The organism is Caproiciproducens galactitolivorans, assembly GCF_026672255.1.
Taxonomy (GTDB): Bacteria; Bacillota; Clostridia; order Oscillospirales; family Acutalibacteraceae; genus Caproiciproducens; species Caproiciproducens galactitolivorans_A.
Genome location: NZ_JAPOHA010000001.1, coordinates 223,394 through 248,367, shown reverse-complemented (window position 1 = coordinate 248,367; position 24,974 = coordinate 223,394). Strand labels below are relative to the sequence as shown.

At 47.1% G+C, this 24,974-nt stretch carries 20 protein-coding genes, 4 tRNA genes and 1 pseudogene; 9 read left to right on the top strand and 16 right to left on the bottom strand.

The annotated features are described in order from the left end of the window. The first annotated feature begins 203 nt into the window (after nucleotides 1-203). Nucleotides 204-3,755 (top strand): glycosyl hydrolase family 18 protein, encoded by a 3,552-nt coding sequence (locus tag OUY18_RS01170; protein WP_268056872.1) that lies wholly within the window; start codon nucleotides 204-206, stop codon nucleotides 3,753-3,755. Nucleotides 3,756-3,878: 123 nt separating this feature from the next. Next, entirely contained in the window at nucleotides 3,879-5,864 is a 1,986-nt protein-coding gene (locus tag OUY18_RS01165; RefSeq protein ID WP_268056871.1) for a hypothetical protein, read from the top strand. A 149-nt stretch (nucleotides 5,865-6,013) separates the two neighbouring features. Here the strand turns inward: OUY18_RS01165 and OUY18_RS01160 are convergent, their stop codons facing one another. From OUY18_RS01160 to OUY18_RS01145, 4 genes are read right to left on the bottom strand one after another with little or no spacing between them, the layout of a single operon-like run. Continuing rightward, nucleotides 6,014-7,228 carry a GerAB/ArcD/ProY family transporter gene (locus OUY18_RS01160; RefSeq protein WP_268056870.1) on the bottom strand — a complete coding sequence of 405 codons (1,215 nt, stop codon included), beginning with the start codon at nucleotides 7,226-7,228 and terminating at the stop codon, nucleotides 6,014-6,016. 5 nt (nucleotides 7,229-7,233) lie between these two features. Continuing rightward, nucleotides 7,234-7,473: a hypothetical protein gene (locus OUY18_RS01155; protein WP_268056869.1), complete on the bottom strand. Its 240-nt coding sequence runs from the start codon at nucleotides 7,471-7,473 to the stop codon at nucleotides 7,234-7,236. Then, entirely contained in the window at nucleotides 7,470-8,669 is a 1,200-nt protein-coding gene (locus OUY18_RS01150) for a Ger(x)C family spore germination protein (protein WP_268056868.1), read from the bottom strand. Before OUY18_RS01150 ends, OUY18_RS01155 begins: the two co-directional genes overlap by 4 nt. Before the next feature lie 27 nt (nucleotides 8,670-8,696). Continuing rightward, nucleotides 8,697-10,229 (bottom strand): spore germination protein, encoded by a 1,533-nt coding sequence (locus tag OUY18_RS01145; protein ID WP_268056867.1) that lies wholly within the window; start codon nucleotides 10,227-10,229, stop codon nucleotides 8,697-8,699. Between the two features lie 305 nt (nucleotides 10,230-10,534). On the opposite strand from OUY18_RS01145, the gene OUY18_RS01140 reads away from it, so the two are divergent. Continuing rightward, nucleotides 10,535-11,185: an AAA family ATPase gene (locus OUY18_RS01140; RefSeq protein ID WP_268056866.1), complete on the top strand. Its 651-nt coding sequence runs from the start codon at nucleotides 10,535-10,537 to the stop codon at nucleotides 11,183-11,185. A gap of 197 nt (nucleotides 11,186-11,382) precedes the next feature. Next, complete coding sequence (locus OUY18_RS01135; RefSeq protein WP_268056865.1) at nucleotides 11,383-11,937, top strand: hypothetical protein; 555 nt, start codon at nucleotides 11,383-11,385, stop codon at nucleotides 11,935-11,937. Nucleotides 11,938-12,052: 115 nt separating this feature from the next. Here the strand turns inward: OUY18_RS01135 and OUY18_RS01130 are convergent. The 12 genes from OUY18_RS01130 to OUY18_RS01075 form a co-directional block, all read right to left on the bottom strand. Further along, nucleotides 12,053-12,128: transfer RNA gene (locus OUY18_RS01130), tRNA-Gly, on the bottom strand. Nucleotides 12,129-12,133: 5 nt separating this feature from the next. After that, a tRNA-Phe gene (locus OUY18_RS01125) sits at nucleotides 12,134-12,209 on the bottom strand. 3 nt (nucleotides 12,210-12,212) lie between these two features. Further along, nucleotides 12,213-12,289: transfer RNA gene (locus tag OUY18_RS01120), tRNA-Asp, on the bottom strand. A gap of 6 nt (nucleotides 12,290-12,295) precedes the next feature. Next, nucleotides 12,296-12,372, bottom strand: a tRNA-Val gene (locus OUY18_RS01115). A 307-nt stretch (nucleotides 12,373-12,679) separates the two neighbouring features. Then, the gene (locus OUY18_RS01110; protein ID WP_268056864.1) at nucleotides 12,680-13,699 is read right to left on the bottom strand and encodes a M42 family metallopeptidase; all 1,020 of its coding nucleotides are present in this window, start codon (nucleotides 13,697-13,699) and stop codon (nucleotides 12,680-12,682) included. A 196-nt stretch (nucleotides 13,700-13,895) separates the two neighbouring features. Further along, nucleotides 13,896-14,672, bottom strand: coding sequence for a 5'/3'-nucleotidase SurE (surE, locus tag OUY18_RS01105; RefSeq protein ID WP_268056863.1), 777 nt, complete (start codon nucleotides 14,670-14,672; stop codon nucleotides 13,896-13,898). A 68-nt stretch (nucleotides 14,673-14,740) separates the two neighbouring features. Then, the gene (locus OUY18_RS01100) at nucleotides 14,741-16,171 is read right to left on the bottom strand and encodes an FGGY-family carbohydrate kinase (protein ID WP_268056862.1); all 1,431 of its coding nucleotides are present in this window, start codon (nucleotides 16,169-16,171) and stop codon (nucleotides 14,741-14,743) included. 74 nt (nucleotides 16,172-16,245) lie between these two features. Then, the gene (locus tag OUY18_RS01095) at nucleotides 16,246-17,028 is read right to left on the bottom strand and encodes an SDR family oxidoreductase (RefSeq protein ID WP_268056861.1); all 783 of its coding nucleotides are present in this window, start codon (nucleotides 17,026-17,028) and stop codon (nucleotides 16,246-16,248) included. A gap of 244 nt (nucleotides 17,029-17,272) precedes the next feature. Continuing rightward, entirely contained in the window at nucleotides 17,273-17,851 is a 579-nt protein-coding gene (locus tag OUY18_RS01090) for a glycerol-3-phosphate responsive antiterminator (protein ID WP_268056860.1), read from the bottom strand. A 64-nt stretch (nucleotides 17,852-17,915) separates the two neighbouring features. Next, nucleotides 17,916-19,490, bottom strand: a complete 1,575-nt coding sequence (locus OUY18_RS01085) for an ABC transporter permease/substrate-binding protein (RefSeq protein ID WP_268056859.1) — start codon at nucleotides 19,488-19,490, stop codon at nucleotides 17,916-17,918. Beyond that, a complete protein-coding gene (locus tag OUY18_RS01080) occupies nucleotides 19,487-20,614 on the bottom strand; it encodes an ABC transporter ATP-binding protein (protein ID WP_268056858.1) in 1,128 nt (375 codons plus the stop codon). The genes OUY18_RS01085 and OUY18_RS01080 overlap by 4 nt, the downstream gene beginning before the upstream one ends. Before the next feature lie 92 nt (nucleotides 20,615-20,706). Next, entirely contained in the window at nucleotides 20,707-21,075 is a 369-nt protein-coding gene (locus OUY18_RS01075) for an electron transfer flavoprotein subunit alpha/FixB family protein (protein ID WP_268056964.1), read from the bottom strand. 355 nt (nucleotides 21,076-21,430) lie between these two features. Between OUY18_RS01075 and OUY18_RS01070 the strand changes: the two genes are divergently transcribed. From OUY18_RS01070 to OUY18_RS01055, 5 genes and pseudogenes are all read left to right on the top strand, one after another. Beyond that, nucleotides 21,431-22,681, top strand: coding sequence for a toprim domain-containing protein (locus OUY18_RS01070; RefSeq protein WP_268056857.1), 1,251 nt, complete (start codon nucleotides 21,431-21,433; stop codon nucleotides 22,679-22,681). Between the two features lie 48 nt (nucleotides 22,682-22,729). After that, entirely contained in the window at nucleotides 22,730-22,957 is a 228-nt protein-coding gene (locus tag OUY18_RS01065) for a hypothetical protein (RefSeq protein WP_268056856.1), read from the top strand. Nucleotides 22,958-23,025: 68 nt separating this feature from the next. Then, a pseudogene (locus tag OUY18_RS13830) lies at nucleotides 23,026-23,214 on the top strand (helix-turn-helix domain-containing protein); the annotation flags it as partial. Between the two features lie 9 nt (nucleotides 23,215-23,223). After that, entirely contained in the window at nucleotides 23,224-24,063 is an 840-nt protein-coding gene (locus OUY18_RS01060; RefSeq protein ID WP_268056855.1) for a helix-turn-helix domain-containing protein, read from the top strand. A 113-nt stretch (nucleotides 24,064-24,176) separates the two neighbouring features. Continuing rightward, nucleotides 24,177-24,827 carry a hypothetical protein gene (locus tag OUY18_RS01055; RefSeq protein WP_268056854.1) on the top strand — a complete coding sequence of 217 codons (651 nt, stop codon included), beginning with the start codon at nucleotides 24,177-24,179 and terminating at the stop codon, nucleotides 24,825-24,827. The last annotated feature ends 147 nt before the right edge of the window (nucleotides 24,828-24,974 follow it).

Below are 24,974 nucleotides of genomic sequence, written 5' to 3'. Positions count from 1 at the left end.
ACACGACCAGCAACCTATCTGGCAAGATTTTTGGCCGACCTCATAGTCCGTTACCACCCCTTCGTGAATCCTCGATTTCTATTTTCAGGACGTATATTGATTCATATTCCAAATATTAAAAACAAGGAGGCTGCGCATTCGAAGTGCAGAAAAGCTTGAGGAGTATGGATTAAATATAAAATGAAATGGGGAGGCAATTACAAATGAAAAGAAAATTAAGGAAGTTATCTGTACTTTTTCTTTCACTCGCGTTAGTCATTTCATGCTTGCCAGTTTCTTATGCAGCGGCTGCAAAAAGCAAAAACATCATTGTCTATTTCCCGAACTGGGGAATTTACAATGCAGCCCACAAATCCATGACCGTCGGTATGATGCCCTGGGATAAAATAACCGTCGTCAATCACGCATTTTTTGAGGTAGATTCCAGCAACAAGCTTGCTTCTATCGATACTTTTGCGGATTTTGACAAAACGATGGAACACTCGGAAGGCTGGAACAGCAACCAGCTCCGCGGACATTTCGGAGAATACAAATATTACAAAGGCAAATATCCGAATGTTAAAATTCTAGTCTCCATCGGCGGATGGACACGCGGAGAAAACTTCCATTCAATGGCTTCCTCCGCTGCGAACAGAGCCGTCTTCGTTAAGAGTTTGATCGACTTTTTAAAAACATATCCTTTCATCGACGGCTTTGATATCGATTGGGAGTATCCGGGGATTAACAGGGCACCCGATCCGAATGACCAGTACGACAGAGGCTGTCCCGGCGGACCGGAGGACAAGCATAACTTCACGCTTCTGCTGAAGGAAATCCGTGAAGCGTACAACAGCAGCGCCATGCCGGATAAAATTCTGACCATTGCGGCCCCGGCCGGATACGACAAACTGGAACTTCAGGAGCCTGATCAGTACGCTCCGTATCTCGACTGGCTGAACGTAATGACTTATGATTTCCACGGCGCATGGGAAACCACAACCGGGCACCACGCCGGTCTTTACGCGAATCCGAACGATACCGCGGGCAGTTCTCCGGTTGACATTAAAGGCCGGTACAATACCGACGCGGCTATGAAAAACCTGACGGAGATTTACAAAATTCCGAACAGCAAATTAAATGCAGGAACCCCCTACTATTCCAGAGGGTGGAAAGGAGTTACCGGCGGGAATAACGGAATGTTCGGCACCGGCACAGGCGCAGTTACCGGTTCCTGGGATAATCCGCAGTCGCCCGGCGGCCAATATCCCTACTTTACTCTGAAAACGATGGAAAACGCAAACGGTTTTGTAAAATACCGCGACGATTACGCAAAAACGCCGTGGCTTTACAATGCCGGCCAGGGTATTCTCCTAAGCTACGAAGATACGACTTCGCTGTCGGCAAGATGCGATTATATCAACAACAATGGTTTCGGAGGATTAATCGTCTGGGACATCAGCGGGGACACGGATAATTTTGAAATGACCAATCTGGCCTACGGCAAGCTGATTGGAACCCCGCCGTCCGACACCGTCGCGGCGCCGGTTTTCAGCCCTGCGGGAGGAACCTATACTTCCGCACAGAATGTAACCATTTCCTGCGCCACCTCCGGCGCTGTTATCCGCTACACGACGGACGGGACGGAACCGACTTCTTCTTCCGCTCAATACAGCGGAGCAATTAAAGTACCGGCCACCGCAACTCTAAAAGCAAAAGCTTTTAAAGCCGGTATGAACGATTCCGCAACAGCAACGGCGGCGTATGTTATCAACTCCCCCCCTGCCGACACCGTCGCGGCGCCGGTTTTCAGCCCTGCGGGGGGAACCTATACTTCCGCACAGAACGTTACCATTTCCTGCGCCACCTCCGGCGCCGTCATCCGGTACACCACGGACGGAACGGAGCCGACCTCTTCCTCCGCTCAATACAGCGGAGCAATCCAGGTATCGGCCACGGCAACCATAAAGGCAAAAGCCTTTAAAGCCGGTATGAACGATTCCGCAACGACAACGGCGGCGTATGTCATCAACGGCGGCGGCCAGATTTCACCGTGGCAGCCAAACACACCGTACAAGACGGGGGACCTGGTTTCCTACAACGGAAAAAATTACAAATGTATTCAACCCCATACATCTTTAGTCGGCTGGGAGCCCGCGAATGTACCTGCCCTTTGGAGTGAATACAGCGGGCCTGTAGCAGAAGCAGTCGCAGATCCCTCTTTCAATCCCGCGGGTGGGAATTACACTTCCGCCCAGAATGTAACAATTTCCTGCGCCACCGCCGGTGCCACCGTCCGCTACACAACGGGCGGTACGGAACCGAGTTCTTCCTCCGCTCCATACAGCGGGGCAATCAAGGTATCAGCCACTACAACGATAAAGGCAAAAGCTTTCAAGGCCGGTATGAATGATTCCGCAACAGCAACGGCTGCGTATGTCATCAATGGCGGCACGCAGGTTTCCCCGTGGCAGCCAAACACACCGTATAAGGCGGGGGACCTGGTTTCCTACAACGGAAAAAACTATAAATGTCTGCAACCCCATACATCCTTAGTCGGCTGGGAGCCTTCGAACGTACCCGCTCTTTGGAGCGAATACGGCGGGCCTGTAATGGAAACCGTCGCCGATCCCTCTTTCAGTCCTGCGGCAGGGAATTATACTTCCACCCAGAATGTAACGATTTCCTGCGCCACCGCCGATGCCGTGATTCGGTACACAACGGACGGTACGGAACCGACTTCTTCCTCCGCCCAATACAGCGGAGCCATCCAGGTAGCGAGCACAACAACGGTCAAAGCGAAAGCCTTTAAGGCGGGAATGAATGATTCTGCAACTGTAACAGCCACCTATATCATTGGGGCGGTTCCTCCTGTAAATCTTCCGTCCCATGTTTTAACCGGCTATTGGCAGAATTTCGACAACGGCGCGAAATGTTTAAAAATCAGCGATGTTCCGAAAGAATACGGTCTGATTGCCGTCGCATTTGCCGATTCCACTTCTACCCCCGGAGCAATCACTTTCAATCTTGATTCCACATTAAGTTCCAAACTCGGCGGCTACACAAAACAGCAGTTTATCAGTGACATCGCGGCGAAAAAGGCAAATGGCCAGAGAGTGATTCTTTCCGTCGGCGGAGAAAAAGGATCCATCAGCGTTTCAAACGAATCCGCCGCTGCGAATTTCGCCAACAGCGCCTACGCGCTGATGCAGGAATACGGCTTTGATGGTGTAGACATCGATCTGGAAAACGGGATTGATCCCACCTACATGGCTTCCGCACTCCGTCAGCTTTCCGCAAAAGCGGGTCCCAACTTGATCATCGCTATGGCGCCCCAAACATTGGACATGCAGAACCCGAATGCAAATTACTTCAAACTCGCGTTAAATATCAAAGATATCCTGACGGTTGTAAACACGCAGTACTATAATTCCGGTTCGATGATCGGTCAGGATGGCAAGGTTTACTCGCAGGGTTCTGTTGATTTCTTAACCGCACTGGCCGCAATCCAGCTGGAAAACGGACTCCGTCCCGACCAGGTCGGGCTCGGGCTTCCCGCTTCCAGAAGCGGAGCCGGCAGCGGTTACGTCGACCCCTCTGTTGTAAACAGCGCTTTAAACTGCCTTGCCAAAGGAACAGCGAGCGGCGGAAGCTATAAGCCGCCCAGACAGTATCCTACCCTCCGCGGTGCAATGACCTGGTCCACCAACTGGGATGCATCCAATAATTATAATTTTTCGCAGTCGGTCAGCGCCGCTCTGAATCAGCTTCCAAAATAACGCCTTAAAAAACGGCGTTCGGTTACGGATGATCTCTCTACAATGCAGACTGGGGCCCGCTCCAGCTGCATTGTAGTTAACTGAAAATTAAAGAAGAAAGTATTGCAACACGGAGGAAAAAAGATGAGGAAAACAGTAAAAAAAATCATTTCATTAGTGATTTGTCTTATGATGGTCAGTACTTCTCTCGTTGCCGCAAACGCGGCTGCTTCCGGTGTCCCGGGACGCGTAACCCTCTCCAGCGACCAATGGGGCGGTGACACCGACGGAAATTATAATCTGTCCTGGAACATGTATTACGGAAACAACGCTACCGGCTGGTGTCTGTATGAAAAGGCAGGAACAGGCGGTTCCTTTAAGCAAATTTGTTCCGAATCGATCGCAGACAACACGCCCTCCCCGCAAAGCGCCGTAAAGGCAATTACGGGGAAAACGGTTTCCGGAAATTATTCCTATTATGTTGCCCTTTCCAACTCTTACGGCACATCCACCAGCAATACGATAACGGTAACCGTAGGAAATGCAAACGGGGATATTCTGATCGACAGTGTCGACGGCGATTTCCTTGTTAACCAATTTACCATCAAGCAGGAAAGCTGCGATTTCCCCCTCAGCTATGTCGGCGCGGCGAATCCGGCTTACACGGTTGAAACCAATCATAACACCGTTGTCAGCTGCTCCATTCAAAACAAGTCCACGCTGCACATACAGGGCTTAAAAGCCGGACGCGCCTCGCTGAAGATCAGGGAGACGACAACGAACGTCACCCGCTATGTCGGGGTTCGCGTCAGGAATGCGGACGGAAGCCTTCCCGGCATGCCGGATTCTGTTTCTCTCGGTTCTGTCAGTGAAGACACCGATTCCGATTTGAATTTCTGGAAAGATTTTCAGCCCAGAGATAAAAACAAGCAGATCGACGCCCGTTATATCTACATTAACGGCGGGCCGATCAACGGCTGGAAAACGTGGACAACCAATCCCGGAGACCGCGCCAGAAACTATATTAAAAACAGTCAGCAGCTCGGCATGATCCCCTTCTTCGTCTATTACAACATTCCGGACAACGACGAAGGCTTTGCGGTCGATACGAACCATATTCAAAGCGCGAGCTATATGGACGCGTACTACAAAGACCTGAAATACTTCCTTGATATCTGCAAAAACACCGCGGGCGACGATACGGTAGGAATCGTATTGGAACCCGATTTTCTCGGCTACATGATGCAGCAATCGGGAAAACAGCCGAATCAGATTTCTGCAATGGTCAACACGGCCTACAGCAGCGGCGTACTGGTAAAAGGCACCGACCCCGATTTCCCGGATACGGTGGATGGACTGGTAAAATCCATCAACTATATCGTCCGGAAAAACTGCCCGCAGGCGTATTTCGGCTGGCAGTTCAATCTTTGGGCTTATGACGGTACGGATGTGCCCGGAAAAGGAATCTTACATAAAACCGAAACGCTCGGAATACCCGCAGGCCGCGAATTTATTAAAAGCAAAGCCCAGCTTATCACGGATTATTACAAATCTGCCGGAGTCACCGCGAACGGTGCAAACTTTGTCTCGATTGATAAATACGGCCTCGACGGCGGAGCGGCAACCAACGCTTCCTCCGATCCCGCGGGATCAACCTGGTTCTGGAACGCGGATATCTGGAACAATTACCTGCTGTTTGTGAGCACCATGCACACCGGCTCCAATCTGCCGGTTATTCTCTGGCAAATTCCGGTAGGGCATATTAACGGCAGCCAGTCCCCCAACCCTTACAGCGGCGGCTTATTCCCGGATTTAGACGGAACTTCCACAAAGTACGAAGATTCCGCTCCGGTATTCTTCCTGGGGGATACATTTAAACCGGGTTCCTCCGCCCGCTTTAACTACTTTAAAACGAACGAGAGCAATGACCCGAAAATTACAAATAACGGAACAGACACGATTACCTGGCAATCCCATATCCAGGAGGCGAAGCAGGCCGGCGTTTCCTCCATTCTTTTCGGAGCAGGCGTCAACAGCAGCACCCATGGCACAGGATCTCCCCCGACGGACAGTTATTGGTGGATTACAAAAGCGCAGCAGTATTATAAAAATCCAGTTCCGTCCAAATAACGCCGTCTGCATCCGGCAATCCATACAGCCCGCCTCTGCACAGACTTGAAAAGCAAGCGCGTTAAGAGCCGGACTTCTGAAGAAACGGATGGGACAGGTCTTCCCTGCCCCATCTTTCTTTGCTTTTAATGAATCTTGAGTGCTGCAATCTATACCAATAAGAATCTTATCAGGAAGATAGAGAGAATGATAATAATAGCGGCAAGGCAGAGATACAGCAGACTTTTTAGGTCATCATAGAATGCTTTTTCTTTGGTTTCCATCGCTTTAACATGATGGATGACATCTTTTATTTTCTTTCCGATTATCAAAGCGGCGGGAAGAACAAACCCAATTGTTCCAACAGAAACCACCCATGTTGTCGAATCCCATTTTTGCTGGTATGCAATATCGGGATAAACGACGCCCGAAAATACCAGTATGCTGATCCCGATGGGAATTACCATTTTTTTATAACCTTTCAGGCCGAATAACTGCGTAAATCCCACTAATCCTGCGTAAGAATAAATGGAAACTTTGATAAACTCGGCAAACATCCATGAAAATGTGATAAATCCTTCGAATCTGGTAATCGATGAAATATTAATCTCTTTTGAAAACAGATAGGTCGGGTAATTTGTTTTTGCCGTTATGGTAGCGCCTAAAATGAATATGGACATAATGGTGCATAAGAAGCTCAGGAAAGACGCCCAGAAATATCCCCCCAAAAAGGATTTACGGGACTTTTGTACGTCCGTAACATTTAACGGGTAAAAAAAGGCAAAAACAATAAGCGGCAGGGCCAAAAAACTGTTTAGATACAGGCAGCCTTTCAAGACGGGGCCTATTCCGTTTTCAAGAACAGGAAACAGGTTGTCCGTCTTAATATTGGGAAGGTCCAGTAAGATGGTGAGCAGAATCAGAAAACTGATGATATAAAGAAATATTTCGGAGGAACGTCCGATTGTTTCTATGCCATACAGTAATCCCACTGCAATGGCAATGACTAAAAATGTATTAAAGGCATATAAAGGTGTTTCCGTCATATATTCCGATTTTACGAAATTGCCCATATAAAAAACAACCTCGGACACACTTAAAAAGCATACGAAAAAAACAAAATAGGCCGACAGAATCCAGCCTACCCATTTACCGAAAACATCCTGTATGATTTCCACCAATGTTTTACCCGGAAACAATTTGTTCAGGTAGAAATACATCCATAAAATCGGCAGCCCCATGAACGGCGTAACAAGTGCAACAATCCAGGCATCCCGGCCGGCATATCCGGCAACACCGGAAATGATGGAAAGAACGGTCGTCCCGATTGTATAATCCGCAACCAGCGCAAACACCTGAGAATTATTTATTTTTTCTTTATTCAATTGTATCACTCCAAAACGCCTTTTAACATCGAAACAACCGGCGAACAAACGGCAGCGACAACATCGGCAGGATTGGGCAGTTTTGCCCCGCCGGCTTCTAAAACAGTAAAGACGATGCCCAAAATAAGAGCAGTCACGTAAACGGTAATATCCCGGTAAAGCTTTTGTTTCTTCATCTCCGGAATGTCATGGAAACATAAGACAACTGCGAGAAGGATTACGAATACAACACCAGCGAAGCTCATTTATTCTCCTTTTCAAAAAACGGATTCCCCTGCGGGCCCGTTGCCAATATTTTATAATCCACTTTCACGGAAACCGGCAGGTTTCGAAACTCCTCACTCCAATTATTTTTAACCGTTTTCCAGTACTGAGGGTATGTCCGGTGGATCAGTTCTCCAAATCCGTAAATATCGCAGCCGTATTCTTTGGTCCGTATCAGCGATCCTAAACACTGACTCTCCACTTTTTCCGCCGCAAGCTTTTCAATTTTATTCAGGTTCTCTTCTTTTGTAATATCATACGTCCCCGTTACGTTTTCAATATTCGCATCAACATGAATCTCCACATTTATGGACGGCTTCCCATTCACGAACGCCGCTCTGCGCTTTGCATCCGTATGGGTTACCTCCATTGTAATTTTTCCTACTTCCTTGCTTTCAGCAGAACCCAGGGTCTCCGATACGTTCCCCGTCAAATAATTGTACCCTTTGCACTCATCCTCATTGATCCATCCTACAAATTTATCCTTATTAAAAACGGCAAGATTTTTTATCACAACGGGATCCTCCTCCATCCGCTGCAATGCATTTATATTATCTTTGTCCTGAGGAGGATTGGTAAGCTCTACGCCGGTGATGGCCGCATTATTGCCGTCCGATACAATCGCATTAACCAATTCAATCAATTTTATCGCTTTGTTTCCCGCCCAGATTTCATCCGATGATTTTAATGAAGAAAAAAGTTTATTGGAGGGGTTGGTTTCCAGTTTCGTCTGCGTCTTCAAAATGTTGTTCGCCGTTGTACCGTGGGCGACCGCAAAATACATATCCGTTCGGAATTGATGTTCGCGCGTAAAAAAATCCAAAACCATCGAAATACCGTCCTTTGCAAAGTCTTCTCCGAATATAACCGTCTGAAGATGGGTACCATTCATCTTTCTGGGGCTTTGCGTAATCATTCTTCGAAGCATTTCCAGGATATCCTTGCCTTCCTGCGTATAAACGATTACGGAAGTTTCATTTACCGTCTTTTGCGAAGCAATCGCCCTGGGATTGAAAACCTGAACAGTCATAAGAATCCCTGTATCGGTTTTATCAAAACCCATGGAAGTAACAAAGGCCAGGGTATTGAGTTCCCGGCTGTTCCAGCATCCGCATAAATTGAAACACATCACAACAGAAAGGAGGACGGCAAAAATTCTTTTCCATTTTGATTTCATAAATTCTCCCCCGCGATCGTTCTCTGTTTAATATATCTCCTGATTTTTACTTTGCTCGGATGATACCGGCGGCTCCGTTTGAACCCGGGGAGTCTTTGCCTTTGAGATCATACGAGGCCGATATCTCATTTTCCACAGCGGGAAACGAATCAATGCGTCTTTGTTTTCCTGTACATTTGCCGGCGCCAAAGGCGTCATATAGGGAATCCCCAAGGATTTCAACTTGCTTAAATGCAGCGTTAAAAGAACTAAGCCGATAAAAACGCCAAATAGTCCAAAACAGGTGGACAGGATCATAAACCCAAATCGTATTATTCGAACGGCATTGGACATTTCATAGTTTGGAATGGCGAAACTGGTGATAGCCGTAATCGAAACAATAATAACGATAAACGCGGAGATAATCCCCGCCTGAACGGCTGCCTGCCCCAGCACCAATGCCCCAACAATCGAAATAGCGGAACCAACCGCCCTTGGCATTCGGATTCCGGCCTCCCGCAGAATTTCAAAAATGATTTCCATCAAAAAGACTTCCACAAACGCGGGGAACGGGACACCTTCCCTCTGCGCCGCTATACTGACCAGCAAAGTTGTAGGAATCATTTCCTGATGAAATGTGGTTAACGCGATATAAAACGCCGGGACAATCAGTGTAAGGATCAGCGCAACATAGCGCAGCAGCCGGATAAAAGAGGAAATGATATAATGATGGTAGTAATCCTCGCTTACCTGCATAAAATCGATAAAGAAAGCCGGAACCGTTAAGACATACGGCGAACCGTCGACCAAAACGGCGATTTTCCCTTCGAGCAGGTTGCCCGCCACGGCATCCGGCCTTTCGGAATTCAGGATTGTCGGAAAAATGGAATTTGGATCATCCTTGATATATTCCTCAATGTATCCGCTGTCGAGGATACTGTCCACTTTTATGTTTTTCAGCCTTGTCCTTACTTCGTTGAGCATTTCTTCTTTTGCAATCTGATCCAAATATAAAATTGCCACATTTGTTTTCGTAAGATTCCCAATCGACATTTTTTCGATTTTAAGCGATTTAGCCTTTATAATTCTTCGGATTAGCGTGATATTAACCGTTAATTTTTCCGTAAACGCTTCTTTTGGACCGCGGATAATGGTTTGCGAAGTCGATTCCGTAATACTTCTGCCATCCGGCCCTATGGTGTTTAAAATCAGGTATCGATCCATTCCGTCCAGCAAAAGGATGGTATTCCCGGACAGCACTTCCTCGTATATTGTTTCGCTGTCGGAGCCCACAGAAACTTTCACCTGACACAGCAGCGATGTTTTTAATTTGATAAAGCAGTCCTCTAAGGTCAGCCCATCCCATGTTTGGGACAAAATTGTTTCGTTTAACTCCATCGATAAGCTGTTCAGTTTGTTTGTATCCGCCATTCCGTTTATAAAGATAACCGCGCCTTTTAAAACATGCTTGTTCAATAGGATATCAAAAACGCGAACGGTAAAATCCAGATCGTTTCCGATTGTATTTGTAATTTGCTTTAAATTTTCCGAAATGCTTGAAGATATACCGTTTTTTCCCAATTCTTTTACTACCTCGATGTTATTTTATTGAGATAGTATTTCCCAATTCCCGGTAATCATAAGCAGTTGCAATTCAATTTATTTTACAGTATGATAAGAAAGGCAAATCGTTCGGCTCCATTCCCGGCGCATGAACAAAGATACGGAAAAGCCTGCATTGCTTTTCCATTTCATGCGGATTTTGTTCATGAAATTCATTATGAAATATTGACAAAATTCCAATAATATTTATACTGATAATAGTAATAAATCACGGCGAAAATAGATCACAAGAGCGGCACTTAGCGTAATAGGAGGAATAAATTATGAATTATGCAATTACGATCGCGCGCGGATACGGAAGCGGCGGACGACGCATCGGGCAAAAACTGGCCGATAAATTGAATATTGATTTTGTGGACAGGGAATTGCTGCAGCTTGCATCAATCGAAAGCGGAATTAACGAAGCGCTTTTCGGTCAGGCGGACGAACGGGTGAAAAAATCGGCCCTGCTTTTTAAAAACAGCGGAAAAGGCCATTTGGGCGATGTCCTGAAACCCGAACAAAACGGTTTTACTTCCGATGAAAATCTGTTTAATTTCCAGGCCAAGGTTCTCCGCAGCCTGGCGCAAAAGGAATCCTTCGTCGTAATGGGCCGTGCCGCGGATTTTATCCTGAAGGATAGCCCGAACGTACTGAGCGTGAATATTCAGGCATCCCACGCATTCTGTACAAAAGCTGTCATGGACCTTATGGGATTTTCGGAAAAAGAAGCGGAATCCCATATTGAAAAGATCGACCGGTACCGTGCCGATTTCTACGAATATTATACCGGCAGAAATTGGAACAACCCTGCAAACTACGACCTTTGCTTCAATAGCGAACGGCTTGGCGACGACAACTGTATCCGCCTGATTATCGAAAGCGCCAGGCTGAAATTTGGTCCGGATTTCGATAAAAAAGAAATCGAAGCCTAATTTTGAGAAATGCGAAATCCCCTTGCCGTTTTTTCCGGCAGGGGGATTTTTCTTATAAAAAGGAATGATGCAAATCTTGATCTAACCGGTTCACGGTTTGCTTTATTCAATATGCCGGGAAATTTATCTCTTTACAGATAAAATATAGAGTTATATAATAAGGAAAATAATCGAAAAAATAGAGAAGGGGTGGCAAAATGGCTCAATTTATAAATAAACTCAAAGTACCGGGCGAAGGGACAATTCATCACGTAGCCGGATTTGGACAAGGCGATCCCGGTTACGACGTATTGGTAACAAAATCAAAAGACAACGTCCCCTGTGTAGTTTATTATTATTTGAAAAACGGGGTTAAGTGCAGTGTTTCCGTTACAAAATATAAAGGAACATACTATGTGGAATATAATTCCTACAGCGACGTAAATTCTTTAATCAGCAGCCAGAACCGCGGATGTTCGCTAAAAAATGTATCAAGAGAGTATTTAGCGGAAACGGTCATGGCTTACAGAGCGTACCGTATGCTTTATAATGAATACCACGGATTCAGAGACGATATTTTAGACGCGCTGAACAGCGGGATTGAGTGTGTATACTTAGGAAGAATGGGAAAAGACAAGGATCACCTGATCAACTTATTGGAACGGTCCGGATTCCATATTGAATCGATTGATTTTGATTTGATCAAGACAAAGGAAGGAATCTGCTTATCTTCCGACGGGCAATGTTTTAATAAGGATGAAATCATACCGTAAGCTTCGAATGATTCCGTAGTGCTCAAAACGGGGAACCGAAAAAATCGGTTCCCCGTTTTCGTTACAGCTAAGCGCAAAAAAAGAGTCCGAACGCAGATTGCGCCCGGACTCAGACTGGAGCGAACGACGAGGCTCGAACTCGCTACCTCCACCTTGGCAAGGTGGCGCTCTACCAGATGAGCTACATTCGCATATTTGGTGCCTCCGGGCGGAATCGAACCACCGACACGGGGATTTTCAGTCCCCTGCTCTACCGACTGAGCTACAGAGGCAAATGGCGACTCGGATCGGGATCGAACCGACGACCTCTAGCGTGACAGGCTAGCGTTCTAACCAGCTGAACTACCGAGCCATTCCTTGGTGGGAACAATAGGACTCGAACCTATGACCCCCTGCTTGTAAGGCAGGTGCTCTAACCAGCTGAGCTATGCTCCCATTTCTTTTGTCGTTTTTTGGCGACGCGTTACATAATACTATTTTTTGGAATACTTGTCAATACTTATTTCCATTTTTATCGGCGTTCCTATGGAATGATCTGCATCCAAGTCCCCTGCCTGCCGAAAGAGGCTCGCAGGGGGCTGTTTTTTATGATTCGGCTGACCGATTCGCATCCTAAGACAGATTGTATGGCAGATGCAAGTTTTTCTATATCCCCATCGCTGGGATTGGAAAAAATAAAACCCTCCCGGCCAATCGGCTGAGAGGGTCCGGTCATAGGAAATACGCAAGTCTGCGTAAAAGCTTATTCTTTTTTTATGTACAATTCCAGCAATTTCAACGTGTTGCCGACGCCGTCTATATGAGACCGTTCGTAGCCATGGGAGGCATAGACGCCGGCTCCAATCAGGCCATGCTTCAAATCATAACCGGCGGCAAGCGCGGCGTCGGCGTCCGACCCGTAATAAGGGTACACATCCACGGCAAAATTGAGCTTGCTATCCTCTGCGCACCGGATCAAATCGTTGGTGACATCATAATCATAGGGTCCATGGGAATCCTTGGCACAAATGCTTACCATCTTCTCGTCACAGGCCAGGCCTTCCCCTATACAGCCCATATCCACGCTGATGATTTCTTCCGCATCCGCCGGAAGAGCGCCGCAGGCTCCGTGGCCGACTTCTTCATACACCGTAATAAAGACATAGACTTTTCGCCTGAGCCGAAGCTTTTTCTCCCGAAGTTCCTTTGCAAGGCCCAGAAGAATCGCGACGGAAAGTTTATCGTCCAGAAAACGGCTCTTGATATATCCGCTTTCCGTGACCGTAGTGCGCGGATCAAAACAAACGAAGTCCCCGTTGCAGATGTCCAGGGCCTCGGTATTCTTTTTCTCCTTTACCTCTTCATCGATAACGATCTCCATATCGTCAAACGTTCTGTTCTGCTTGGAGTATTCTCCGTTAACATGAATGGAGGGGTCATTCATCTGAAGCGTCCCCTCAAATACTTTGCCGGAACGGGTACGGATTCGGCAGTTTTCGGTTTCACAGTTGTTGGCATTTAAACCGCCGATGTTGGTAATGCGCAGCCTGCCGTTCTTTTTGATCTCGGCCACCATACCGCCAAGCGTATCGATATGAGCAGAGAGAATCAACGGGCTGCCCTCTCCGCCCAGATCGCACACCACGCATCCCTTTTTGGTCAGATACGGCGCATATCCGAGCTTCTCGAACTGTTCCATCGTATATTTGGTAACGTCTCCGGTAAACCCGCTTGGGCTGTCAATCGACGTAAGGTTTTTCAGTTGATCAATGATATACTGCATGTTTTTTGATACTCCTTGAAAATTGATTTGGTGATTCGCGCTGCCCTGAAATCATCCCTTCGGTTCGCCATACTCTTCTTATATAGCACAGTTCATCAGGAATGTCAAAAAAATTTCACCAAGTATGGACAGAAATCCTTCTATCAATACTTGGTGAAAACGATATTACATTCCAAAACACTGCAAGAGTCTATATTTAAAATACTCTGGCCGTCATGTCCCATGTCATAGGCGTTACCGAAATAACCTTTTCAATATAAACCGCATAGATATCACTGTCCGGCTCGAGCGTATCAAGGTCTACGTACAACCGGGACTTTAATTCAAATCTTTTCGAAAAATCCCGCTGCTCAGGGCGGATAAAATCAAAATAATTCTGATGGCTTTGCCGTGTAATATGATAATTCTGAAGATATTTCGGCTTTTCAGGAACATTGATATTAAAAATACTGGCGCCTTCCGGCATCCCTTTTTTCAAAACAAATTCCGTTGTCCTCCGCGTTATAACGGAAGCCGCACTCCAATCCGCCGGGCCGTAATCTGTTTTTCTCTGCAAAGAGATCGGCGTCTGCAACGAAGAAGCAATCGCCGGTATTCCATGAGAATTCGCCTCGAAAGCCGCTCCCAGCGTCCCGCTGCATGTAGCCACCATACCAAGGTTTTCACCGTAGTTAATCCCGCTGATGCACAAATCCGGTTTGCGGCCCGCAATTTCCAGCACAGCGTGCGCCACCGCATAGGCGGGGGAACCATGTACGGCGTACGCTTTGGTGCTTTTACCATGAATCATCAGCGAGGTCGTCTCAATGATTCCCAAATCCTCCGTACGCGGAAAAGCACGCCCCATACTGGTCTGCTGACAATGCGGCGCCGCAATCAGCAATTCGCCTAAATCCGATACTGCCTCCGCCGCCGCATGAAGTCCGGGAGAATAAATTCCATCGTCATTCGTGATCAATATCAAAGGCTTCATATTTTCTCCGATCTAACCCAAAAAGGATATTGACAGACTCGTTCTGCTTTTCGGTCATGATCAAAAAATCAACTGAATATTTCGTAAGAACGTTTCAGAATATCATCCGTATGATTCGTAATATCCTGATATACGGCGTTCATCTTTCCGTATAGCTCCGTATTCTTTAGATCCGGCCGGAACGTATCGCGAATGCGTACCATATGGCGCACGGCTTCATCGAAATCCTTATATGCTCCGACCGCAACCGCCGCGCAGATTGCCGAACCAACCGCCGCCGAGCCGTTCACAATATTTCTGGAAGCCGGAATCCCAAATACATCCGAGAAAATCTGCATAAACAAATCGCTGTTGGAACCGCCGCCGGAAATAATAAGATTGTCCAGCGTGATTCCCAGTTCGTCACACATTTCATCAAGCCGGCACTTCATTGTCAGCGCAATGCCTTCCAGAATGGAGCGGTACATATGCGCACGGGTATGGCGGCCGTCGAAACCGATCATCATGCCCTTTTTAAACTGCTTGTCCGCCGGAGCCAGCCAATCCAATACCGTCATTAAACCATCGCTGCCCGCCGGAATTTCCTCCGCTTCCCGATTCAGCAATTCCTCTGCGCAGATTCCCATTTCCTTCGCCTTTTGCTCAAAGCTGTCTCCTAATACGTTTTTAAACCAGCTGATTGTCCACATACCGCGCCGAATCCCGTTGCTCTCGTACAGGTACTGGTTGGGGACGGAAGCAAAGTTAGTCCAGAAATTCACGGTATTCTTTGGATTGTCGTGCCCCTGAACCATTCCGGCGATATAGGTGCCGAGCGAAATCAGCGCCGTTCTTTCCCCGGTGCAGCCCGCGCCCAGCGCCTCAACGGCTTTGTCGTTGGAAGTCGCGACTACCGGGAGACCTTCCGGAATACCCGTTGCCTCCGAGGCTTCCTTCGTTACATATCCCAGAATGGTACCGGGCATCTGCAGGTGGAACAGCATATCGCGCGTCAGATTATAATCGGCAATTTTTTGATCGTCCTCATACCACTGCCACGTATCGGTATCCATCGGCCAAACGCCCTGATAGTTCGCCGCGGTATCGTTGAAATTCCCGGTAAAGCGATGCGTGATATACCCGGAAGAAGTTGTTACATAGGCGATTTCGTCGCTGACCTGCTCGTGCTTGCGCGAAACGCGCTGATCCATCCAGCTCATAACGGGGGAATAAAGGGAGCCGTCCTTTTTCAGAAGAGCGCGGCAAAAGCGTATCGTGCAAAGCCCCACAGCCAGAATATCGTCTGTATTTCCTTCAAATGCTTTCAGCGTTTTTTTACTGGCAACGGCGATCGAATCCCAAAGATCGTCATCCGGATGCTCAACAACTCCCGGCGACGGCAGATTCAACGGCTTCAGGTTTTCTTTCCCCTCGCAGACAACATTTCCTTCCAGATCAAAAATCATGATCTTGGAACTTTGGGAACCGCCGTCCACAGCCAAAATATATTTCTTATTCATATAAGCTTCACTGCCTTTCTAACGAAAACAGGCGGCGGGACGAATCCCGCCACCATACCATAATTTCGGGAATTTCAGCGTACGAGATAGCCGCCGTCTACAACAACCATCGTACCATTCACGTAATCGGACGCGTGGCTCGCCAGGAACACGGTGGTGCCCATCAGGTCTTGCCGCTCGCCCCAGCGATTCGCCGGAATATGGTCAAGCACACGCTGGTTTGTTACCGGATTGCTGCGGGTAGCAACCGTAATGTCGGTAGCGTAATAACCGGGAGCAATTCCGTTCACCTGAACGTTATATTTTCCAAGTTCATCCGCATAAGCCTTTGTGAAACCGGTAAGGCCGTGCTTCATCGCGGCATACGCCGGGGAACCCAGGCCGCCCAGGAAAGAGAACAGGGAGCAAATATTAATGATTTTACCGCTCTTCTGCGGAACCATGTATTTGGCTGCCTCGTAGCTCATTTCAAAGGCCGCTGTCAGGCCCACCGCAATCATCGGGTCCCAGTCTTTACGGTCGAAATCCAGCACGTCGTCCAGCTTGCAAATACCGGCACAGTTCACCAAAATATCAATGCTGCCGAATTGCTTCACACAGCTTTCAATCACTTTCGCCGGAACGCCCTTTTCGGTAAGATCGCACTTCATAAAGCCCATCTTGCCGCCGGTTCCCTCAATCAGTTTTTCTGTCGTCCCGTCATCTTCCAAAAAGCTTGCTACAAAAACATTCGCTCCCGCTTTTGCCAGCGCAAGGGAGAAGCACTGCCCAAGACCGCTGTTTCCGCCGGTCACAACTGCATTTTTCCCTTTCAGGCTGAAAAAGTCCATTGAAAAGTCATTGATATCGAATCCCATTATTTTTTCCTCCCAATTATTGAAATAAATTATAAGACGAAGATTTGGTAAACAGTATCTGCGCACTATACTGTATGCTGTTCTTAGTCAAAAGAACAAAAAAAGCAGCTTTAACACAACATTGTGCTGTGTTAAAGCTACTTTCTCTTCATCTCTTTAGTAACTATGCTTAGTATACCGAATCAATTTCTGTTTGTCAACACTACTTTTTTATAATTAATTTTGAAATTTTTGTGCATAATGATCATCCTATGCTCCAAAGCGCCTGATTCGTCGTTGATACGGCAATTGCGCCGGCACTTAAGGCGCCGATTACATCGTCCTTATCCAGTACCAGGCCGCCCGCAACAACAGGCCGGTCGATCTCTGCACATAAATACCGAATCACCTTTGACAATCCTGCGGGCATTAATTCCACCACATTCGGATTGGTTACATGCACATGCTTAACGACATTGGCATAGGTAATGAAGTCAAGCATAAAGAAACGCTGAATCGTAAATAAATCCAATTCATTGGCTCGTTTAATTAGATAGGGCTTCGTGCTGATAATTCCGTCTGACTCAGTATATTTTTTAATGAAGTCCACGCAAATTTCCTTACTGGCGAAACCCGTAATCAGATCCACATGAACAAAAACCTGCTTTCCCATATCCTTCAGCTTTTTTACGATGTCCGAAATGGTACAAATGTCTCCAAAGACAACATTTACCATCTTGCAATCCACATCGCCGCACTTTTCAACCGCTTCCCACTTATTCACAGCCGCTATCATTGGGCAGATTTCCGTATTTGTTAAAAACTCTTCTGTAGTCAGCCTCATTATGCACCTCTTTATCAAAATATTTATTCCAGTATACTACAGAACTTCCTGTTAATGTTTTTCCTCAGCACAATCCTTTGCTTTTTAAAAAGTTCAAAGCGACATGTTCCGGCGTTTGTCTTTCCTGATCCACAAGATAATTTAAAGAACGCATCGTTTCATCGTCCAACAGGCCGGTTACCATATCCAGAACCTTTTCAAGCTCCGGGTACTTCAACAGTTTTTCCTCATTGATCATGGGAATGGCATAATAAGAAAGAAGCGCGTTTTTATCATCCTGCAATACTTTTAAATGATAGGTTTTAATCAATCCGTCCGTAGAATACGCCGTTAAAACATCGCATTTCTTACTGTCGATCGCGGTGTATCCAAGCCCGCCTTCGATCGGCGAAATGCTTTTAAATTTCAAGTTGTATGCGTCGTTCAGGGCGTCTATTCCGTCCTTCCGGTTGTTAAACTCGATGGTCGGCGAAAACACGAGCTGCCGGCTGACCTTTCCCAGATCGGAAATCGTATTCAGGTGGTACTGATCCGCCGTGCTCTGGCGAACGGACAGCACAAAGGAATTATTAAAGCCGATCGGTTTCCAAACGCGGATTCCCTGTTTACTCATCAGATCACTGACCGTCGAGTAAATCTTCTCTTTATCCGTCGACATTCCCTGATTCAAAAGGCTGCCGTATGCCGTACCCGTATATTCCACATACAGATCGATATCATGATTTTTTAAAGCATTATAGCAAATGTCCGTGCTTCCTAAATTCAGATCGCGAACGACTTTTATATCGGTTTTTGCCTCAATCAGGTCTGCGTATATGTTTCCCAGAATCAGCTGTTCCGTAAAATTTTTCGAACCAACATGAATCACTTTACTTTCCGGCTTAAAGAAAGGCATAATTGTGCTCGCGACCGTCAGCGCAATGATTAACAGCACACTGACAAACACCGTTCTGCGCGTCCTTTTCCGGCGGACAATCTTTTCCTTTGTCATAATGGCCGCCGGATTCCGTAAGCTTAACGGCGTTACCGCTTTCTCCAGCAAACCAAGGATAAAATCGACCAGCAGAGCAAGAATACAGGCGGGAATCGCGCCGCTTAATATCATATCCATATTGCTGGTCTGTATTCCCGAATAGACCAGATAACCAAGGCCGCCGGCGCCGATAAACGCCGCAATGGTAACAAACCCCACGGCATTCACCGCGGCGATACGGATTCCTCCCATAATCACCGGAAGCGCAAGCGGGAACCGCACCTTTCCCAGAATCTGCCTTTTTGTCATGCCGATACCTTCCGCCGCTTCCAGTGTGTCGCTGTCGATGCTGTTCAGCCCGATGCAGGTGTTTTTTATAATCGGCAGTAAAGAATAGATCACCACGCAGAAAACAGCGGCGGCCTTGCCGATTCCCAGATAAGGAATCAAAAAGCCCAGCATGGCAAGGCTGGGGATTGCCTGCACAACGTTTGCCACTCCCAAAACCGGCTTCGAAAAGCCGGGGGAACGGGTAATCAGGATTCCGGCGGGCACGCCGATCAGCACGGCGATTCCCACCGACAAAAACGTCAGCTCAATATGGCCTAAAAGCAGAGAGAGCACCTGCTCCCGCATATTCCAAAAGCTTGTAAAGAAAGCTGTCATTTCACACCCTCCCTGTCTACAAACTGCCTGCTTAAAACAGCCATCAGATTTCTGGAAGTAATCAGGCCGATTAAGTGTTTCCCGTCCTCTACGACCGGCACAAAATCGAGCTTATTCTTTAAAATGTAATTTAAGGTTTCAAGCAAACTTTCATCCGCTGTAATCACTGGAAAATCTTTCACCATAATGCTTTCCACCGGCCGATTCCGGTCGGACTGCTTGATCAGATCGGATTGGAGAACGATACCCTGCACACGGTTTTCGGAATCCGTAACCGGAACCATGCTGATCCTGTTTTTTGCCATTAATTCCGCACACTCTGCGAGGGAAGTATCCGGAGTACATACAACAAGATTTTTAAGCATGATATCCTTTACCCGAATGAGCTGCGGCGTATTCCAAATCCGTTTCTTTCCGACGAAATCGGAAATATAGTCGTTTGCGGGGTATTTTAAAATATTTTCCGGCGTGTCATATTGCGCAATGCGGCCATTTTGTATGATGCAAATGCGGTCTGCGATTTTAACGGCTTCGTCCATATCATGCGTTACAAACACAACCGTCTTTTTCAGCCGGGTCTGCAGACTGATGAGTTCGGACTGAAGCTGCGCCCTTGTAATCGGGTCCAGCGCCGAAAACGGCTCGTCCATCAGTACGATTTTCGGGTCGGAAGCAAACGCCCTGGCGACGCCGATTCTCTGAAGCTGACCGCCGCTCAGCTGGCCAGGATACCGGTATAAATACTGATCCGGGTCCATCCCCACAATCCGCATCATTTCCGTAGTGACATGTTCTCTTTTGTCGGGTTTCATTCCTTCAATCTGCAAAATGACTTCGATATTCTCTTTCACGGTCATATGGGGAAAAAGACCGGTTTTTTGAATGACATACCCCATTCCGCGCCGCAGTTTCACCGAGTCGCACTGGGCAATATCCTTATTGTCGATAAAAATTTTCCCGCTGGTCGGGCAAACCAGCTTATTGATCATTTTTAACGTTGTGGTTTTCCCGCAGCCGCTGGGGCCGACCAGTACAACAATTTCCTCGTCCTGAATTTCGAAGCTGATGTCCCGAATGACATCGCCTTGTTTAAAGGTTTTCGTAACATTTTCAAATCGTATCAAAAGAGAACCTCCTCCACTCACATAATCCGCCTTTACGGTATTTTCCTTCGGCCCCGGGGGTATGTAATTTCGGGATAGCAAATAAACGGAACCTACGGAACTGCGTCTCCCAGTTTATCAAGTAATGCCGGAACAATTTCATACAAATCGCTGCAGACGGGGATATGCGCTATGTCAAAAATTTTCGCTTCCGGATCATTATTGACAGCAAGAATCGTCTTCGCCCGGCGAATTCCTGCCTGAAACTGCACGGAGCCTGAAATTCCAAAGGTAAGCAGCAAATCGGGACAAACCGCGGCCCCCGACAGACCAATCTGCTTTTCATGAGGCATCAAGCCCTTTTCCACCAGTGCGCGTGAGCATGCAAGGGAACCGCCCAGCCGTTCTGCCAAATGCTCCAGCATCGCCAAGTCTTCCTTTTTTCGTACTCCGCGGCCGCCGCTGTGTCCGCAAAGGCGGATAAATTTTTACCACCCTTGTCGCGGAACCGCGCAGTCCGTAATGCAAAGGGTCCCGATCCGCAAGCTCGTTCAGCGTTATCGGCGTAACCTGCATTTTATTGGCTTTCATTTTCAAGCGCAGCGACGGAAGCCGGGGCAGAAAAGAGTCTCTTTCCACCGACAAAAGGCATGGAAGGGGAAGCTGCATACAGCCGTCTATCGATTCGTTACGCAGACACAGATGTTAGATATTAAGAAATATTTACCCGCAAAGCAAAGCCTGGGAAACAAACTGCGGAAGAAACTAATACATTATCTGGAGGCGGAGCAGCCATGAGCTGCCCCGCTTTCTATTTGCTGAAAGGAGTGATACGGAATGTCCGTTAGCCGTAAAACCGGTGAAATTTATTACACTGACGACGAACTTCAAGTAGCCTTACAAAATAATAACGCGCTGCAATACGCCCTTTCCAGAGGCTACAAGCTGATTAGAGTCGGCAATGAATACCGTTTAAAGGAACATGACAGTATGGTATTTCAGCAAAGCGGGAAATGGTACTGGAATTCTCAGCATAAGCACGGTCGTGCACTGGACTTTATTCAGACATATGAAAATAAAAGCTACAAGGAGGCTGTCTGTATCCTTGCCGGGACAATTAATTTACCAGCGCCGGTGGGGCCGGCACTAAGCATGCCGCATTCTATACAGGAAGAAAAAGCTGAATTCATTCTTCCGGAACACGCAAAGGACTATGATGCTTTGTTTGCCTATCTTACCAAAACAAGGTGCTTTGACCATGACTTTATAAATGACCTGGTAGAGCAACGTAAAATCTACCCGTGCGTAGCATACAACAAGCTAAAGCTTATAGGCTATACTAAAGACGGACAGGCTCGATATGCAATTAAAGAAAAAGACTTGAAGGATTTTGGGAAAGTACCCGGCATTCGGGAACAGGTCAGCACCGGATTCAAAGGTGCTCCATTCATTACAAAAGAGTGCCTGTCCCCCGATACAATCAAAAATCTATTAGAAACAGAGCAAATCCGCATGTATCAGAATCTGGTGATGTTGGGATTTGATCAGGAGGGTGTCCCCCACTATGCTTCGCTGCGCTCAATGAATTCATTTGGAAAACCCATAAAAGTTGATGTTTCCGGTTCCGACAAGAGCTATCCTTTTGCACTGGAAGGCAGTACGGGGAATAATACGATCTGCGTATTTGAAAGCCCAATCGAGACTATGAGCTATTGGAGTCTGTGCAAGATAACCGGCAGTGATCGGATTAACTGCCCCATGATATCACTTGGCGGCGCAGGGACGACACTTGCACTTGACCGGTATCTCAGAGAGCATCCGGAGATCAAGAACATTGTTATCGGTCTGAATAATGACAGTAAAGATTTCGGACACGAGATTGACGCCGGCCGTAACGGAACAAAAAGAATTATGGAAAGGTACGGGAACTCCTATCACATTTCCATACATCAGCCCCATTTGAATGACTGGAACGATGTACTGAAGAACTACCGGCACAATCTGGAAGGAAAAGTACAGGAGCCGTCCCGGCCAATTAACCGACATGGGAAGGTGCAGGAATCCCGCAGCGCGGGGATAGCAATTTAGCTCTTTCCCATCGTTGATATCTTTGCCGGCAGAAAAGGAGGATAAGTTATGGAAAAGAAAAATGAGCTGCTGACGCTTGACAGTATCACTTATATCGACTCCGCCGAGGGCATGGCTCGGAGGGTGCTGAACGATTTGGAGAAATGCGGATTATCCAAGAAAGAACTGGCCAGGGCCTACAAAACCGGCCTTCAGTGCGGCGGCTTTGATTATCCGAATCTTATCCGCCTTGGCGAGCTTTTACAGGAGATCATCAAGTTATCAGCTCATTGCTGATTCAATATAAAACAGGAGGCACAGGGAAAACGTTCTCTGTGCCTCCTTTATTTTACGGAGGGAATCAAATGGAAGCGTTCTATCTATGTAATTCGGAAGTATTCGGCTTATCCCATTCGACGGCTGTTATCTATAACTTTCTCTGCCGGGTCAATAATGTATCAACCGGGAAAAGCTATTACAAGAAGGAGAACATCGCCCGATTCTGCAATGTGAGTAAATCCACAGTTGTCCGGGCGCTCCGGACTCTGTGCGATAAAGGGCTGTTGGAGATCCGCCGGCGTTTTGACAATGGCCGTCAGACTTCCAATGAATACATACTGATAGATAACCCACAGCTCCGGATGCCCTCTGAAATGCCCTCAGATTCAATCTGTAATGAAAATCATGATTCTATATCCAAATCCAAAGAAAACAGCAAACAGAGCCCTCCACGCCTATTTAAATGCGGTCTGGGTGTTTTCAAGCATCCTTTGACTGCGAATGAAATAAAAGTCTATTCTTATCTTACTTTCCGCGCCGGTAAAGACGGGGAATGTATGCCGTCGAAAAAGGAAATCGCCGCCGACTGCGAAATCAGCGTATCGACCGTCTGGAGAGCCATTTCCACTTTGTGCCGGAAAGGGCTGATTGAGGTTGTTCCGCAAACCCGCGCCGACGTGTACGGAAACAATGGAACCAGCGTAAATAAATACATCCTGCGGAAAGACACCGGTCCGGATGCAAACGCAGATTCCGGAAAAGAGGAAAAACCTGTTTCCTCGGCTCCAGTGCAACCGGAATGCGACCGTTCACGACCGGAATCTTTCGAACCTGAAGGAACACCAACTGCACACAATTTATGCCGGGAAATGCCGGTATTTTGCGGTCAAAAGCACTCTGAAACACCGCAAGCTTTTTCTGCCGGCAGCAGTTCCACCTGCCCCCCGTTTCAGCCTTCCTTTTTTACCGGGTTTCATGACACCCTCCCCAATATCACCGATGACACCCCAAGAACTATGTCCAGAACGAAGGTTACGGTAAACCTAAGAGATATAAGACTATTCTCTAAGGTAGCTGGGTGGTATAGGAGGATTTTTCGCAATTCAGAATGCAGGAAAGAATAGCGGGCTTGCAAAATCAGTTTTATCAGGAGATGCTGCGCTTATTTGCATGAATAAACGGCGCCGTTTTCTTTCTTGAGTTAAAAAACTTTCAAATTCGAAAAAGGAGATTTCAAGTGAATAAAGTGAATATAATCGGCCTTCCCGTCCCGATTTCAGATCGGTTCCGGATCGTCCTGGATCAGGGACTCTGTAAATACTATGGCATTCCAAGGGACGGCCGGGTGCGGATGAAATGCCTGGAAGACAGCCTGTATATTTTCCCTGAATCCGCGGAAGTTCAGGATACGGAAATCAAACAGGTTACCATCGGCCGGCTGAATCTGCCGATGCAATGGGTTAGGAGCCAGAACGTCCAAATCGGAGGTCAGGCATTCCTGATGGCCGCCGATGACTGCATCCAGGTTAGGATTAATCCCTGGGAAAGCTCGGATGTAAATCGAATCTTCGGGATCCCGCTGAAAATATTCAAGGGAAGTGTCATTTACATTCCCAAATCTTTCTGGGCGCAGTATGACATTAATCCGGAACATGACTGGATAATTCGGAGTGAATATCCGGATAGGCTGGATTTCCGCAAGTTCCGTCCCGGAACGCTTTGCGAAAATGAAACAGTCCGCAACGTATTCCTCTCCAGCGTACATATTCATCCCGGCTGGATGGAAAGCATTGGCCTGAAAATAAACGATACGGTATGGCTGATTGGAACCGCGACAGGCATAATCATCTTGCCGCGGCGATTTTATGAAAATTTTATAACTGTCTGAAAAGAATCATTGACATAAAACCGCGCTTCGAGTATAATAATAGCAGTGGCATGATAAATTGCCAGATTAAGTTCCTCGCTGATAGTCATGCGTGTAATAAATAGGCTATGAATTCGTACCTCGCTAACTGCCATGCGTGTAATAAAT